13 protein-coding genes are annotated in these 14,362 nt (G+C 55.7%); 6 read left to right on the top strand and 7 right to left on the bottom strand.

The window, feature by feature from the left end:
* The first annotated feature begins 43 nt into the window (after nucleotides 1-43).
* Nucleotides 44-973: a pca operon transcription factor PcaQ gene (gene pcaQ / locus RQI55_RS12690; protein ID WP_311272717.1), complete on the top strand. Its 930-nt coding sequence runs from the start codon at nucleotides 44-46 to the stop codon at nucleotides 971-973.
* Here pcaQ and pobA read toward each other — a convergent pair.
* Nucleotides 970-2,142, bottom strand: coding sequence for a 4-hydroxybenzoate 3-monooxygenase (gene pobA / locus RQI55_RS12685; RefSeq protein WP_311272715.1), 1,173 nt, complete (start codon nucleotides 2,140-2,142; stop codon nucleotides 970-972). The genes pcaQ and pobA overlap by 4 nt on opposite strands.
* Nucleotides 2,143-2,259: 117 nt before the next feature.
* Between pobA and RQI55_RS12680 the strand changes: the two genes are divergently transcribed.
* On the top strand, nucleotides 2,260-3,177 hold the full coding sequence (locus RQI55_RS12680; protein WP_311272714.1) for a helix-turn-helix domain-containing protein: 918 nt from the start codon (nucleotides 2,260-2,262) through the stop codon (nucleotides 3,175-3,177).
* Here RQI55_RS12680 and RQI55_RS12675 read toward each other — a convergent pair.
* Nucleotides 3,147-3,905, bottom strand: a complete 759-nt coding sequence (locus RQI55_RS12675; RefSeq protein ID WP_311272713.1) for an IclR family transcriptional regulator C-terminal domain-containing protein — start codon at nucleotides 3,903-3,905, stop codon at nucleotides 3,147-3,149. The genes RQI55_RS12680 and RQI55_RS12675 overlap by 31 nt on opposite strands.
* A gap of 129 nt (nucleotides 3,906-4,034) precedes the next feature.
* Here RQI55_RS12675 and RQI55_RS12670 point away from each other — a divergent pair, with 129 nt between their 5' ends.
* Genes RQI55_RS12670 through pcaF form a run of 3 tightly spaced genes read left to right on the top strand, consistent with a single transcriptional unit; the run spans nucleotide 4,035 to nucleotide 6,656 of the window.
* Nucleotides 4,035-4,742 carry a 3-oxoacid CoA-transferase subunit A gene (locus tag RQI55_RS12670; RefSeq protein ID WP_192064740.1) on the top strand — a complete coding sequence of 236 codons (708 nt, stop codon included), beginning with the start codon at nucleotides 4,035-4,037 and terminating at the stop codon, nucleotides 4,740-4,742.
* Entirely contained in the window at nucleotides 4,739-5,440 is a 702-nt protein-coding gene (locus RQI55_RS12665; RefSeq protein ID WP_311272712.1) for a CoA transferase subunit B, read from the top strand. The genes RQI55_RS12670 and RQI55_RS12665 overlap by 4 nt, the downstream gene beginning before the upstream one ends.
* A 10-nt stretch (nucleotides 5,441-5,450) precedes the next feature.
* Nucleotides 5,451-6,656, top strand: coding sequence for a 3-oxoadipyl-CoA thiolase (gene pcaF / locus RQI55_RS12660; RefSeq protein WP_311272711.1), 1,206 nt, complete (start codon nucleotides 5,451-5,453; stop codon nucleotides 6,654-6,656).
* Nucleotides 6,657-6,706: 50 nt separating this feature from the next.
* Here the strand turns inward: pcaF and RQI55_RS12655 are convergent, their stop codons facing one another.
* The 5 genes from RQI55_RS12655 to RQI55_RS12635 all read right to left on the bottom strand — a co-directional run bounded on the left by RQI55_RS12655 (nucleotide 6,707) and on the right by RQI55_RS12635 (nucleotide 13,255).
* Nucleotides 6,707-7,579, bottom strand: coding sequence for an amino acid ABC transporter substrate-binding protein (locus tag RQI55_RS12655; protein ID WP_311272710.1), 873 nt, complete (start codon nucleotides 7,577-7,579; stop codon nucleotides 6,707-6,709).
* Between the two features lie 23 nt (nucleotides 7,580-7,602).
* Nucleotides 7,603-8,439 carry an amino acid ABC transporter substrate-binding protein gene (locus RQI55_RS12650; protein WP_236727890.1) on the bottom strand — a complete coding sequence of 279 codons (837 nt, stop codon included), beginning with the start codon at nucleotides 8,437-8,439 and terminating at the stop codon, nucleotides 7,603-7,605.
* Nucleotides 8,440-8,554: 115 nt separating this feature from the next.
* Entirely contained in the window at nucleotides 8,555-10,777 is a 2,223-nt protein-coding gene (locus RQI55_RS12645) for an EAL domain-containing protein (RefSeq protein ID WP_311272709.1), read from the bottom strand.
* A gap of 233 nt (nucleotides 10,778-11,010) precedes the next feature.
* Nucleotides 11,011-12,429 carry an aminomethyltransferase family protein gene (locus RQI55_RS12640; RefSeq protein ID WP_311272708.1) on the bottom strand — a complete coding sequence of 473 codons (1,419 nt, stop codon included), beginning with the start codon at nucleotides 12,427-12,429 and terminating at the stop codon, nucleotides 11,011-11,013.
* A gap of 91 nt (nucleotides 12,430-12,520) precedes the next feature.
* Nucleotides 12,521-13,255 (bottom strand): GntR family transcriptional regulator, encoded by a 735-nt coding sequence (locus RQI55_RS12635; RefSeq protein WP_311272707.1) that lies wholly within the window; start codon nucleotides 13,253-13,255, stop codon nucleotides 12,521-12,523.
* Between the two features lie 156 nt (nucleotides 13,256-13,411).
* Here RQI55_RS12635 and RQI55_RS12630 point away from each other — a divergent pair, with 156 nt between their 5' ends.
* A complete protein-coding gene (locus RQI55_RS12630; protein WP_409233724.1) occupies nucleotides 13,412-14,341 on the top strand; it encodes a methylenetetrahydrofolate reductase in 930 nt (309 codons plus the stop codon).
* Nucleotides 14,342-14,362 lie beyond the last annotated feature (21 nt).

Raw genomic sequence — 14,362 nt, 5'->3', positions numbered from 1 at the left:
AATGAGTTTATTGGCAGCAATCATAACCGACAGATTATAATTCATGATCGATGCACGCTTGAAGTTTCGGCATATCCGAACGTTTGTGGAGATAGCACGCCAGAAAAGCGTCGGGCGGGCTGCGGCCATTCTCAGCGTCAGCCAGCCAGCGATCACAAAAACTGTTCGTGAACTGGAAGAGGTTCTTGGCGTCTCCCTTTTCGAGCGCGATGGCCGGGGCATCAAGCTCAGCCGATCTGGCGAAATTTTTCTCAAACATGCTGGCGCAACGGTGACCGCGCTGCGGCAGGCGGTCGATTCCGTTTCACCCGAGGCCGCAAAGATCGGCACACCATTGAGGATCGGAGCGCTGCCAACCGTATCCGTCAGCATCATGCCTGAGGCGATGGTCAGCTTTTTGAAAGAAAGCACCGGCAGCACCGTTAAAATTGTGACCGGCGAAAACGCTGTCCTGCTGGAGCAACTCCGCCTTGGCGATCTTGATCTCGTCGTCGGGCGTCTTGCCGCACCTGAGAAGATGACCGGATTTTCATTCGAGCATCTTTATTCGGAAAAAGTGCGCTTTGCGGTACGATCAGGTCATCCCCTATTGGTGGACAATGCAAACATTTTCGAAAAGCTCCATGAGTTTCCGATACTAACCCCCACCCGAAATTCGGTGATCGGCCCCATCGTTGACCAGTTCTTGCTGGCCCACGGCGTTGCGGCTTTACCAACCAGAATTGAAACGGTTTCCGACGCGTTCGGCCGCGCCTTCCTTCGCGCGACAGACGCCATCTGGATTATCTCGGAAGGTGTGGTGGCCGCCGACATTGCCGACGGCACCATTGCTGCGCTGCCACTGGATACGGCTGACACGAGCGGCCCGGTTGGATTGACCATCCGCGCCGACACGCAACCGTCCCTGCCACTCGCTCTCTTGATGCAGACTATCCGTGAAGCGGCGGCGGCTTTGATATCGGCACGCTCTTAATAGGGCAGGCCAACGTAGTTTTCGGCGAGCGAGGTGGACGCTGCACGCGACTGGACGAGATAATCCAATTCGGCTTCCTGAATCTTCTGACCGAAATCGCCAGAATCAGGGAAGCGGTGCATGATGCTCGTCATCCACCAGGAGAAACGAACTGCCTTCCATACTCTCGACAAGGCACGCGCCGAATAGCCATCAATTCCCGCTTCGGAGCGTTCATTGTAATATTCGATCAGAGCCTCGCTCAGATAATGCACATCGCTTGCTGCGAGGTTGAGACCCTTGGCGCCCGTCGGCGGCACAATGTGGGCGGCGTCCCCGGCCAGAAACATGCGCCCGAAGCGCATGGGTTCGGCCACGAAGGAACGCAGCGGCGCGATCGATTTTTCGAACGACGCAGCGGTTATCAGGGCCTCTGCATGTTGCGTGGGCAACCGGTTTTTCAACTCAGCCCAGAAACGATCGTCGCTCCAGTTTTCGACCTTATCGTCCAGAGAGCACTGGATATAATGGCGGCTGCGGGTTGGAGACCGCATGGAGCACAGCGCAAATCCGCGCGGATGGTTTGCATAGATCAATTCGTGATTGACGGGCGGCGCGTCCACGAGAATGCCAAGCCATCCGAAAGGATAGATCCGCTCGAATTCCTGTATGGCACCTTTCGGAACAGCCTTGCGGCTTACCCCGTGGAAGCCGTCGCATCCAGCAATGAAATCACAGTCAATACGGTGGGTTACCCCATCCTTTTCATAGGTGACATAGGATTTTGCGCTGTCGAAGTCATGTGGCTCCACATTGGCAGCCTCATAGATCGTTTGCGCGCCGGATTTCTCCCGCGCATCCATCAGATCATGCGTGACTTCCGTCTGGCCATAGACCATGACCCGCTTGCCGCCCGTCAGGTCGTGCAGATCGATGCGATGATCGCGACCATCAAACGCCAGCGAAAAACCATCATGCGGCAGGCCCTCGGCATGAAGCCGCGTCGCTACCCCGACCTTTTCCAACAGATGAACCGTGCCTTCTTCAAGCACGCCCGCACGGACGCGGCTCAGAATGTAATCCTTGCCGGCACGGTCCAGAATGACGTTGGCGATGCCCGCACCAGACAGTATTTGCCCGAGTAGCAGTCCGGCTGGACCGGAACCTATAATGACGACCTGTGTGCGCATTGCTTCCTCCCACTTGATTGCCTACCCCGAAACTGCGGCTTCAAAGCCTCTCGATCAATGGACATTTCAGATCAAGCATTGCACTATTCGACCATTACGGACTACGGGCCTGTTTCGATGACACGACAGATACACGACCAGCTTTATGGTGAAGCGACCGCGCAACAGGCGCCGTTTCGCTTCCATTGCGAAACGCTTTTTTCGCGCAGCAGCCTGCATCGGTTCGAAATCGACCTGCACCGGCATGAGAGTTTCTTGCAGATTCTTTGCGTTTCCGGGGGAGAGGGCGACGCCACGTTGAATGGCGACGTTGTCGCCATCAAGCCACCCTCCATCGTCATCGTCCCGCCAGGCTTCGAACACGGCTTTCGTTTTTCGCGTGATATTGCGGGCATCATTATCACGCTTATTCCAACGGCGCTTTCACCGTCAGCGCAGGCGGCGGCACGGCAGTATCTGGCGCGGCCCTCTCTGCTGTCGCTCACCGGCAACTCGCAACAGCAGAGGATCATAGACTGCTGCGATTTGATCTGGGGGGAATTTTCCAGCGGCCACCCAGCACGGCATGCAATGATGGAGGGGCTGATCACGACGCTGATCGTCCACCTGTCACGCGGGGTACAATTGAGTTTTCAAGGCGGGGAAACGGACAAGAATAGTAGTCGCCTGGATCTTTTGCTCAGCCTGATCGCCCGTCACGTTCGCGAACATAAGGACGCCCAGTTTTATGCCGAGAAACTTGGCCTATCCCAGACCCATCTGAACCGCCTTTTGCGACAGCAATTCGGAGTGAGCCTTCAGAGACTGATCGCCCAACGGCAATTGGATATTGCCAAGCAGGAATTGCTGTTCACGGTCTCGACGGTGCAGATGGTCGCCATTGGCCTTGGCTTCAGCGACCCCGCCTATTTCTCTCGTTTTTTCCTGCGGGAAACCGGCATGACGCCACGAGCCTGGAGACTTGCAGAACAGTATTCCCTTTCGAATGGCGCAGGATCGGTGGATCAGGCCAGCATTCTGGCCAATTCGGACTGAACGCTCAGCAGCGCAGGCAGATAACGCTCCACAAGGTCTTCCATCGACGCCGCCGATGCCGGCAGCCCCACATTCAGCGCCGCCACCGTCTGCCCCCTGACATTGTTGACCGGGACCGCAATCGAGCGCAAGCCCAGTTCCACCTCCTGGTCGATCAGCGCATAACCGCGTTGACGGGTCGCCACCAGTTCATCCATCAAGGCTTCGATTTCGATCAGTGTCAGCGCCGTTCTGGCTCGCCGGTCCGATTTCTCCAGGACGGCTCTTTGTTCCTCACGATCCAGTGCCGCCAGCAAGACGCGCCCCATGGACGTGCAGTAAGCTGGCAATCGTGAACCGGGCATGAGCGAAATGGACATGACGCTGCGCTGCGCTGCCCGGGCGACATAGACAATTTCTGTCTCATCCAAAATGGAAACAGAGGTGCTTTGGCCGATGGCTTCGGACAATTTGTCCAGAACCGGCTGAACGATGCGTGGCAGGGGCATGGTTGCAAGACAGCCGGTACCAAGCCGCAAGACCTTGGGTGTGACCGTGAAATATTTGCCGTCATAAGCAGCATAACCCAGCTCAGCCAATGTCAGCAGGCAGCGTCGGGTCGTGGCACGGTCCAGATCCGCAGCATCGGCCGCCTGGGAAATCGACAGGCGCGGCTGCTCAACCCTGAAGGCCTCAAGAACACGAAGGCCCTTTGCAAGCCCACTCATCAGGTCTCTTTCATTGGCCATGGCGACGATCCATTTGTGCGATATACGAACAAAAATCATATAACGCACAAACCATTTGCGGTCGAGGACATTTCGGTCTTACCTGCTCAAAAGCCAAAACTGGTTTCAAAGCTGTTCGGGAGGATTTTTATGGACAAGACCATCAGGAGCGCAGCCGATGCGGTGTCTGGTATTGGCGACGGCGCGACGGTGATGATCGGCGGATTTGGCGGGTCTGGTGCACCCATCGAGTTGATCCACGCTCTGATCGACAAGGGACCCAAAAACCTGACTGTCATTAACAACAACGCCGGAAATGGACGGATCGGCATTGCAGCGATGATCGATGCGGGCATGGTCCGCAAGATGATCTGCTCTTTTCCCCGCTCCTCTGATCCGCGGGCATTCACAGACAGATATCTGGCTGGAGAAATCGAGCTTGAACTCGTGCCGCAAGGCACACTTGCCGAACGCATTCGTGCCGCAGGGGCTGGCATTCCGGCATTCTACACCCCCACTGGCTACGGCACCGAACTGGCGAATGGCAAGCCTATAGCCGAGTTCGATGGACGCCATTATGTGCAGGAACGCTGGTTGAAAGCAGATTTTGCCATCGTAAAGGCTCACATCGGCGATACCCACGGCAACCTCACCTACTCCAAGGCTGGCCGCAACTTCAATCCATTGATGTGCATGGCGGCAAAGACGACGATCGCACAGGTATCAAAACTGGTGACTGCCGGAGGCATTGACCCCGAGCATGTGGTAACGCCCGGAATATTTGTCGATGGCGTCGTACAGATTGAGAACCCTCAACAGGAAGAAATTCTGATCCGTGCAGGAGCGTCCTACGCATGACCGAAACTCAACCCCTCAACACATTCGAAGACATCAAGCTTTCCAACGCACAGATCGCATGGCGTGCCGCGCAAGACATTGCCGATGGCGCCTATGTCAATCTGGGCATTGGCTTTCCTGAAATGGTGGCGGGCTACCAACCGCCCGGAAGAGAGGCGATTTTTCATACCGAAAACGGCATTCTGAATTTCGGTGAAGCGCCTGCAGAGGGCGAGGAAGACTGGGATCTGATCAATGCCGGCAAGAAGGCCGTCACTCTGAAACCCGGTGCCGCGTTTTTCCACCATGCGGATAGTTTTGCGATGGTGCGCGGCGGCCATCTGGATGTCGCCATTCTGGGAGCCTATCAGGTCGCGCAGAACGGAGACCTCGCCAACTGGCGTGTGGGTTCCAAAGGCGTTCCCGCCGTCGGTGGCGCGATGGATCTTGTGCACGGGGCAAAGCAGGTCTTCGTCATCACTGAACATGTCACCAAGAAAGGCGAGCCAAAGCTCGTCGAGACATGCGCATTTCCCCTGACCGGCGTTGGCTGCATCACGCGCATTTACACCAGCCATGCGGTGGTTGACGTCAAGGACGGCCATTTCGTCCTTCGCGAGAAACTGGCCGGTATGAGCTTTGACGACCTTCAAGCCATGACCGGTGCGAAGTTGCATATTGATGGCACTGTTGCCGATCTCGTCGCACCCGAACTGTAAGGTATGAAAAATGACTGATGTATTCATATGCGATTATATTCGAACCCCCATTGGCCGTTTCGGCGGGGCATTGTCATCCGTCCGGGCTGATGATCTCGGCGCTGTTCCACTGAAGGCGCTGGTCAGCCGCAACCCCGGAGTGGATTGGGAAGCGGTCGACGATGTGATTTTCGGCTGTGCAAACCAGGCCGGCGAAGACAACCGGAACGTGGCGCGCATGTCACTCCTTCTGGCATGCTTGCCGGTATCTGTCACCGGAACCACCATGAACCGTCTTTGCGGCTCCGGCATGGATGCCGTCATTGCTGCGGCTCGGGCCATCAAGTCCGGGGAAGCGGAACTGATGATTGCGGGCGGCGTCGAAAGCATGAGCCGCGCGCCATTTGTCATGCCAAAGGCAGACGCCGCATTTTCCCGCAATGCCGAAATCTACGACACGACCATCGGCTGGCGCTTTGTGAACCCGGCGATGAAATCGCTTTATGGCGTCGACTCCATGCCTGAAACCGGTGACAACGTCGCCATTGACTACAACATCTCCCGAGACGCTCAGGACGCTTTTGCCGTGCACAGCCAGCAAAAGGCGGCGAAAGCGCAGGCAAATGGCCGACTGGCCAAGGAAATAACGCCCGTCAGCATTGCACAGCGCAAAGGCGACCCAATCATTGTCAGCAAGGATGAGCATCCGCGCGAAACAAGCATTGAGGCTCTGGCCAAGTTGAAGCCGGTCAACCGTATAGAAGGCGCAACGGTGACGGCCGGAAACGCTTCTGGCGTCAATGATGGTGCAGCGGCTCTTATTATCGCGTCAAAGGCGGCGGTCGAGAAGTATGGACTGACGCCCATCGCCCGCATTGTCGGGGGTGCCACGGCAGGTGTTCCACCGCGTGTCATGGGCATCGGTCCGGCACCGGCTTCACAGAAGCTTCTGGCACGTCTGGGCTGGAGCCAGGAAGCCCTTGATGTCATCGAGTTGAACGAAGCCTTTGCGTCGCAGGGGCTTGCGACACTGCGCCAGTTGGGCGTTGCCGATGATGATGCACGCGTCAACGCCAATGGCGGAGCCATCGCGCTCGGCCATCCGCTCGGCATGAGTGGTGCCCGCATTGCAGGCACGGCTGCCCTTGAGCTTTCCTTCACCGGCAAAAGCAAGGCACTGGCCACGATGTGCATTGGCGTTGGCCAGGGCATCGCGATTGCGCTTGAGCGCGTTTAAACAAAGCTCAACACGACAGGGTCGCGCGCCGACCCTGTCGTGTTGAGGCGCTATAGCTCCATATTGGGGTTAGCCAAGGCGGCACGCAGTCTTTTGCCCATTGGAAGATTGATGTTGACGCCTATTCCCGGCGCAGTGCTCTCAAACCACCGCCTGTAGATCTCGGGCATGTCTGCGCTTTTGTAGATCTCGGCAAGGGCCTCGTTGACAGCAGTCGCAAACTCTTTGTCATCCAGGCGCATCATGAATCCGAACGGCTGAGCATCGGTGACTTTTTCCAGGGAAACGCGATAATCACTGGGATTTTTCGTTCGGGCGATCATGGTGCGGAGCAAAACCTCGTCCATGACAAAGGCCGACACTCGGCCATCCGTCACCATGTCAAATGCCGACTGGAGCGTTTCGGTCGGCACCACCGATACATTCAATTTGTTCGTTCGGTTGGCTTCATTGATGTCGCTGACGTTGACAGTGCCGCGGGCGACACTGACAGAACGACCCTTCAAGTCTGCCAGCGTCACCAGATTACTTTTGGTCAGCGACACAAAACGGGTAGCGCCGTAAAAATGGCTTATGGCGAAAATCGCACTTTTTCGCCGCTCTACAGTATTGGTGCTGGCGTTGCATTCTATGTCGATTTCGCCGCTATTGAGAAGTTGCACCCGGTTGCTGGGGGTGCGTGGCAGGTAGGCAATCTCGAGAGCGGGCAAACCGAGCCGGAGTTTCAGCTTTTCCGCGACGCGATTGCACAAATCGATCGAGTAACCCATGATCTGACCATTGCTTGCGGCAAAGGAAAACGGAGGCGTCGCGCCATAACCAATGCGGATTTTTCCGGTTTCCTTGATGCGCTCCAGCGTGGACTGGGTAAAGTCTGCCGCAGCAGCGCAGGAAAGTGAGATGAGCAAGGCAGCGGGCAACATGAAAAGTGTCTTAAGCGAACGCCTCATTTCAGATACTCCTGCGGATCATCAAAGGTCGCCTGGAGCTCCGCAGATATCGGAAGATTGAAATTGCGCCCTTCCGGTGGCAGAGGTGCCATGAACCACTTGTCGTAGATGTGATTGATTTCACCGCTGACGAAAAGCTGGCGCAACGTGTCATTGACGAGTTTTTGAAACGGCTCATCACCCTTGCGCATCAATATTCCATAGGGTTCTGGCGGCCCGAACGTTTCAGAAGACACCAAATAATCATCGGGCCTCTTTGAGAAAGCGACCTGCGCAGCCAGCAAAACCCCATCCATAACGAAGGCACTGGCCTTGTTATTCTCCACAAAGGCGAAGCCATCCGAATTTTGCTTCGCGAGCATCACTGAAATATTCAGTTTGTCTGCGCGATTGATGGTCTGCAACTGCTCGATATTGACGGTGCCAGTCGTGGCCGCCACCGTGCGTCCGGCCAGATCCTTGATGGTTTTTACCCCACTTGCTTTCTTTGCAACGAAGCGAGTGGCCGTGATGAAGTGGGGATACGAGAATGACACCAGTTCGCGTCGTTCTGCATTGTTGGTCGTGGCACTGCACTCGAGATCGATCTTGCCACTTTTGACCAGAACAAAGCGGGTAGCCGGGGTTGCTAGCACGTAATTGATATTGATTTTATCAAGCTTCAGGTGGCTGCGCACACGATCAGCAATGTGTTGGCAGAGTTCTATCGTGTAGCCAATCGCCCCACCATCTGGCCCCCTAAAGGCAAAGGGAACCTCGTCTTCGCGATAACCAATGGAGATTGTCTTGGTTTGGGCAATCTTATCCAGCGTGCCAATATCATGCGCCTGCACCGGGGAGGCGGCAACGCTGGCAATCTGGAAGAGAGCGAAGCCATAAAGACCAGCTCTCGCGACGATTTTTAGCAGCTTCTCACTCGCTGGCAGAACAACAGGATATCGCATTTCTTCACGCTCCTAGCGATGAGACCTTCCGGGGGTATAGGCTTTGATAGATATTTTGAATGTCTTGAATGTTTGCAGGCCGAGCGAGGTGGTAGCCCTGCCCTAGCGTGCAGCCTAGCAACCGCATGAATTCGAGCTGATATTCAGTCTCGATGCCTTCTGCAGTTGTCTGAAGCCCAAGGCTTTTTGCCAATTGCAGAAGATTGGTCACCACGGCACGGCTATCTGCGCGATCTTCAACGTGCATGACGAAGCTGCGATCAATCTTGATTTTGGTGATTGGCAGGTTGAGAAGGTAGCTGAGGCCGGAATAGCCCGTACCAAAATCATCCAGCGCAATGCCGATGCCGAGGTCGCGGAGTTCCTCAAGCATTTCCTTGCATTCAAGCGAGGAAATCTGCGCGCTCTCCGTCAATTCCAGTTCCAGCCTGTGTGCCGGAACGCGATAGGTCGACAATGCGGCTTTGACCTTGTCGGCAAAATTCCTCTGCTTGAGCTGAACGGACGAAACGTTGACGGCCACAAATGTGTTTGCGGGCAGATTTGCAATATCTGCGCAGGCCATCTTCATGACCCAATCACCAATCGCGATGATCTGTCCGGTCTTTTCTGCAACGGGAATGAAATCTGCGGGAGAAACCCAGCCAAGCCTTGGATGCTTCCATCTCAGCAAGGCCTCAAAACCAACCGGCTGCGGCTGTGCGACAGAGAAAATCGGTTGATAAAACAGTTCGAATTCATTGTTGCGCAACGCTGCGTCCAGATCGTGCTGGAGGACATGACCTCGCTCACCGGACATCTCCATGCCCGGCTTGAAGAAGCGAAATGTTCCCCGCCCCTCGGACTTGGCGGCATAAAGCGCGATATCCGCCTTGTTCAGTAGCTCTGAAATTTCAGTGCCCTCTGCCGTATCGAGGCAGATCCCGATGCTGGTGCCGACCGAGACTTGCTTGCCAAGCAGCATGAAAGGCCGGGCAACAGCGCGGATGACGTTTGAGGCGAGCTTGCTGGCTTCCACAAGAGCGTCTTTGCGCACCACTTGCAGCACCGCAAATTCATCGCCGCCAAGACGTGCGGCGATATCACCCGGTCGCATCAGCAGAAGCAGACGCTCGGCAAAGGACGTCAACAGTGCATCTCCACTGGCATGTCCAAGACCGTCATTGATGGATTTGAAACGATCGAGGTCCAACAGCATGATGTTGAAACGGCGGCCATTGTCTCCGGTCGGGGTCAGCAATTCCTCAAGCTTCTTGCCAAAGAATGCACGATTGGGCAATCCGGTCAGTGGGTCGTGATGGGCAAGGTGCTCCATATGCTTGGCAACATCCCGCACCTGCCGCAAATGCTCTCGCTCCACGACCGCTTCTCTCAGCGTTTCGATTGCCACCGCCAGACGGCCGATCTCATCATGCCTGCCCTGAAACGGGGTCACCATGCGTGTATCATCGCGGGCGATGCGGCTGAGCGCACCGACAAGGTCGGGAACGGGCTTGAAAACCTTGCGCATGATCAAGGTAACGGCCGCGCCTGTGAAAATCAGGATCGTCACAAGCAGGAGGGCAGAGTTGCGGAACAGCCTGTTCTGACTTTCGTGCAACAGCACCGCTTCACCAATGGACGTAACGACAGCACCCTGCAATTCGCTCTTTGATGTGAGGATGGGTACATAGGCAATGAAATGGCTGATCCCGCCCACATCAGCCAGACCAACAAAAAACTCGTCCGGATTGGTCTCCGGGGGTAGCGTCAAGCCGATACCGGTCGTTGATCCAAATGCTTCGGCCGAGCTTACGAAGCTCTGCTGTCCGGACGATTTCTGAAACAGCCAGATATTGTTTTTGGTCTGCGCTGCGGCCACGGCCAGCACATCTGCGGGGTTAAATCCCGTATCCAGTATCGACGCATCGTCGCCCAACGGGCGCTCACTGATGATCCTGGTGATCTGACCGTCATCGGCACTGTCAATCGCAATGAAGGTATATATGGAGCGGATGGCAGAACTCGTGACCTGAGCATTTAACTCGGCCTGCCTGCGCCACTGTTCCAGCGAGCCATGCTCAACCATGACCCAGCCGATTGTTGCGCCCGTAATATAGGCAAGCACAACGCTGGAGACGAGAAAGACGTTAATTTTCCAGAAGAGCGAATGATACCAAACAAGGCGCGTTTGACCCGACTGGAGATCGCCAATCTCCGCTTCAGCCTTGTTTCTGTCTTGTACCATGTCGGCCTGAGCCCTCTTCCCCCGAAGGCTGCGACCATAGAAGCGCGTGCCTTAACCCATGGTTTAAGAGGGTATGTGATGTGCTACTCGGCACAACCAATGCAAGACATGGCAAACAGAACCTAAAGACGGTGGCGGATATTTCATATTGGCGTCAAAGTGGAACGACGCATTGTCTCTCAAACAGAAAACCCGCCGGACGTAACTCCGGCGGGCTGTCTAGCTTGCGTTAATCAGGCGCGCCTGGAGCGCCAACTTTCAGCATAGTTTTCACGCGCCTCGCGTGCGTAAGGCGTTTGCGAGACGCGAACGCGGATCTTTGCCTGCTTGTGCGGTGTTTCGATCGACGTCTTGCGAGACCCACCATCTGGCTCTCCCCACACCAGAGTGAGAATGTCGCCAATCTTGACATCGGCGTTCACCACGCCCAGCGAAAGCATGCACCGTTCATTGTAGGAATACCCATTGAACATGGACATGCCGACCCTGTTTCCGGCGTCGTCGAGTATGAGATCGGCGCTGGTGGAAGCATAGTTGGCCACGGGGAAGTCGATCCACTTGTAATGGTCTTCACCCGGACGGAACGCCGATGCGATGACCTCCACCACGTCCTCCGCGTTCCACTCGAACGTCACCTTCTTGCGGTGCGCTTGACCCTTCTGCTGCTCAAGCGCCGACTTGCCGATGAAGTCGTCCTTTTTCCAGCCAATGTAGAAATCATAGCCAAGCTCGAACGGATTAAGATAGTAATCCTCGATATTTTCGGAGACAAAGCTGCCGCCAATCGCGCCGTTGGCTTCGTAGGAATCCACGCCCAACCACTCGCGATAGGCTTTCAACATGCCATCGCCCGTATAAATCCCAGGCAGTGGAGATGGGATCCATCCCGATTCAAGCGTGTTTGTGGAGTAAGCGCGGCTGCCACACCGCACCAGTTCGACCTCGGCCTCCTTGGCCGCTTCAAGTATGCAGGCGAGAACATAGCTCTTGTCTTCATAGGGGCCCCAGATTTCAAGCCCCGGCGCACCGGACATGCCATGCCGAAGGGCCTTTACCTTTTTCGAGCCGACATTGATCCAATCCACATGGAAGAATTTGATGTCAGGCACGGGGCCGCGGTTGAGTTTCTCGAAAATCTTCGGCGCTTCTGGCCCCTGTATCTGATAGCGATAATGCGTGCGAAGCACTCGCTCGCCTTCGGGGCGGGATGTGGAGCGCGGATCATGCTTGAGACGCACATTCCATTTCCCATAGGCCGCGCAAAACATCAGCCAGTTGGAGGTCGGTGCGCGCCCGACCAGGATGAACTTGTCTTGCCGCTCCCTAAAGATGATATGGTCGCCAATGACATGGCCCGCCGGCGTGACGGGAACGAAATGCTTTGCGCGATTGAGATCAAAGTTCGAAAATGAGTTGATGCCGTGATAGCTCAGGAATTTCTCGGCGTCCGGCCCTTCAACCGTCAACTCGTCCATATGGTGGGACTGGTCAAACAATACGGCGGAGTGGCGCCATGCCGCCTGCTCCGTTCGCCAATTACTGAACTCGGGCGTCACGACAGGGTATACATACATTCCGCTTTGTGAGTTTCTCAAACGCCCGACAATATCGGGATTCTCATTCAGAATGTCATCCAGACTCGTATTGGCCAATGCATTATCCTCCCAAGATATTCAGCATAATGTATACATTAAGGCCGAGACTCGGGCTTAATGCAAGCCCGTATTTTGCCGCCTTATCACATTAGCGATGGATCAGGGCGAGGCCTGGGATTTTGTCGAGCAAGGCGGGCTCCTCGTCGAAAATGTAATCAAGATTGTAGCGGGCGGTGCGCGCATGCTCCCGTGCCATTGCTTCGGCGCGCGCACCTTCACGGGCAGCGATTGCCTTAACGAGCTCATGATGCTGCGCCTGAGCGAAGCGCAGCGAACGCCAGAATGCCGAGATTTGCAGCCGATTGGGAACGAATGCGGAAGGCGATGCGAATGGAAGGGCGCAGGCGCGCTCAACTTCGCGCCTGATCACATCGCTTCCGGCAAGGCCCGCCAATTGCTGATGGAAGAGCGCATTGAGTTCTGAATAAGCATCGAAATCCACATCGTCCTGCGCCGCACCAAAACAGCTATCCAGCCTTGCCAGTGTCGCGCGGATTTCATCGAGAGCCTTAACCTCGACGCCTCGTTCTGCGGCAAGACGCGCAGCGGTGCCCTCCATCACGCCGCGCAACTCGATGGAATCGATAACGTCAGCATAAACAAAGCGGCGGACCACGAAACCGCCATTCGGGAGGCGATCCAGCAAGCCTTCTTCGCATAGACGCGACAGCGCTTCTCTGACCGGCGTGCGCGAAATGTCGAGCTGTGACGCCAGGGAAACCTCAAACAGCCGCATGCCGCCATGCAACTCGCCACTGAAGATTTTCTCCCGTAGCTCAACAACTGCCCGTCGCCCGTGCGTTGCAGTGTCATTTGCTTTCATTTTTGATAGGCTCCGCCGACTTCCTGATGCAGGACTATACACGCCAGATTGTATTCATGAAGACCTATTGAAAGTGTAATTTGCCTGAAACAAACGCACTCAATCCTCTCTTGTGAGACTGACCGTTGATGTATACATTTAGGTGCCGCCGGGGAGATGAACGCCTTGCTGAACGTTGAAAAAAATCCAGAGAATGAATTGCATCAAGGCCTGCCCGACGCCGCTGACCATTTGCTTGCGCGGTCGATTGAGGTGATGCCTCGAACCGCGGCCAAGATCGACAATTTCAAGACCATTCTTCCGGCAGGCACGCGCGTCTACATTGCGCACATCGCTGGCACATCGATAGACGACATGGTGAAAACCGCAGCCCGTATCACGGCGGAAGACTTTACAGCCATGCCGCATTTCCCGGCGCGTTCCATTCCCGACGCAAAGACGCTCGAACTGTGGCTGAAGCGCTATTCCCTTGAGGCGGGTGTGACAGAAGCGCTGCTTCTGGGTGGCGGCGATGCGCGGCCTGCAGGTACGTTGAGCAGTTCAATGGACCTTCTGGCAACTGGACTGTTCGACCAATATGGCTTTAAGCGCCTGCATGTTGCTGGTCACCCTGAGGGCAGCAAGCAGATTGACAGGGATGGCTCAACAACAGAGGTCGATGCCGCATTATCATGGAAGAATGACTTTTCTCGCCAGACCGACGCCCGGATGGCAATCGTCACCCAGTTCGGCTTCGATCCTAAGATCGTGACGGATTGGGCTGAGCGTATCCAGAAGTCTGGCATCACCCTTCCCATCCATGTGGGAATAGCCGGACCCACCAAGCTTCAAACCTTGATCAAATTTGCGATATCCTGCGGGGTAGGTCCTTCGCTTAAGGTCCTACAAAAGCGGGCAATGGATATCAGCCGCCTGTTCGTGCCTTATGAGCCAACGGAATTTGTGTCCGCGCTCACTGACTATAAAATGCGAAATCCGAATACGCTGATCGAGCAATTGCATGTCTTTCCGCTCGGTGGCATCGCCGCCGGTGCGGACTGGATGGCCCGGAACATCAGTGACCAAAGGAATGCAGCCAGCGCCTGACTGCATTCCTAGTCCATCCGA

Source organism: Rhizobium sp. WCS2018Hpa-16, assembly GCF_031843705.1.
Classification (GTDB): Bacteria; Pseudomonadota; Alphaproteobacteria; order Rhizobiales; family Rhizobiaceae; genus Agrobacterium; species Agrobacterium tumefaciens_C.
Note: the sequence above shows the minus strand (reverse complement) of the source record. Positions and strands in the feature narration are given on the sequence as shown.

What these genes read in the sequence shown, in the direction of transcription:
- pcaQ (WP_311272717.1), top strand. Translation starts at nt 44, where the DNA reads ATGATCGATGCACGCTTGAAGTTTCGGCATATCCGAACGTTTGTGGAG.
- pobA (WP_311272715.1), bottom strand. Translation starts at nt 2,142, where the DNA reads ATGCGCACACAGGTCGTCATTATAGGTTCCGGTCCAGCCGGACTGCTA.
- RQI55_RS12680 (WP_311272714.1), top strand. Translation starts at nt 2,260, where the DNA reads ATGACACGACAGATACACGACCAGCTTTATGGTGAAGCGACCGCGCAA.
- RQI55_RS12675 (WP_311272713.1), bottom strand. Translation starts at nt 3,905, where the DNA reads ATGGCCAATGAAAGAGACCTGATGAGTGGGCTTGCAAAGGGCCTTCGT.
- RQI55_RS12670 (WP_192064740.1), top strand. Translation starts at nt 4,035, where the DNA reads ATGGACAAGACCATCAGGAGCGCAGCCGATGCGGTGTCTGGTATTGGC.
- RQI55_RS12665 (WP_311272712.1), top strand. Translation starts at nt 4,739, where the DNA reads ATGACCGAAACTCAACCCCTCAACACATTCGAAGACATCAAGCTTTCC.
- pcaF (WP_311272711.1), top strand. Translation starts at nt 5,451, where the DNA reads ATGACTGATGTATTCATATGCGATTATATTCGAACCCCCATTGGCCGT.
- RQI55_RS12655 (WP_311272710.1), bottom strand. Translation starts at nt 7,579, where the DNA reads ATGTTGCCCGCTGCCTTGCTCATCTCACTTTCCTGCGCTGCTGCGGCA.
- RQI55_RS12645 (WP_311272709.1), bottom strand. Translation starts at nt 10,777, where the DNA reads ATGGTACAAGACAGAAACAAGGCTGAAGCGGAGATTGGCGATCTCCAG.
- RQI55_RS12635 (WP_311272707.1), bottom strand. Translation starts at nt 13,255, where the DNA reads ATGAAAGCAAATGACACTGCAACGCACGGGCGACGGGCAGTTGTTGAG.
- RQI55_RS12630 (WP_409233724.1), top strand. Translation starts at nt 13,412, where the DNA reads ATGAACGCCTTGCTGAACGTTGAAAAAAATCCAGAGAATGAATTGCAT.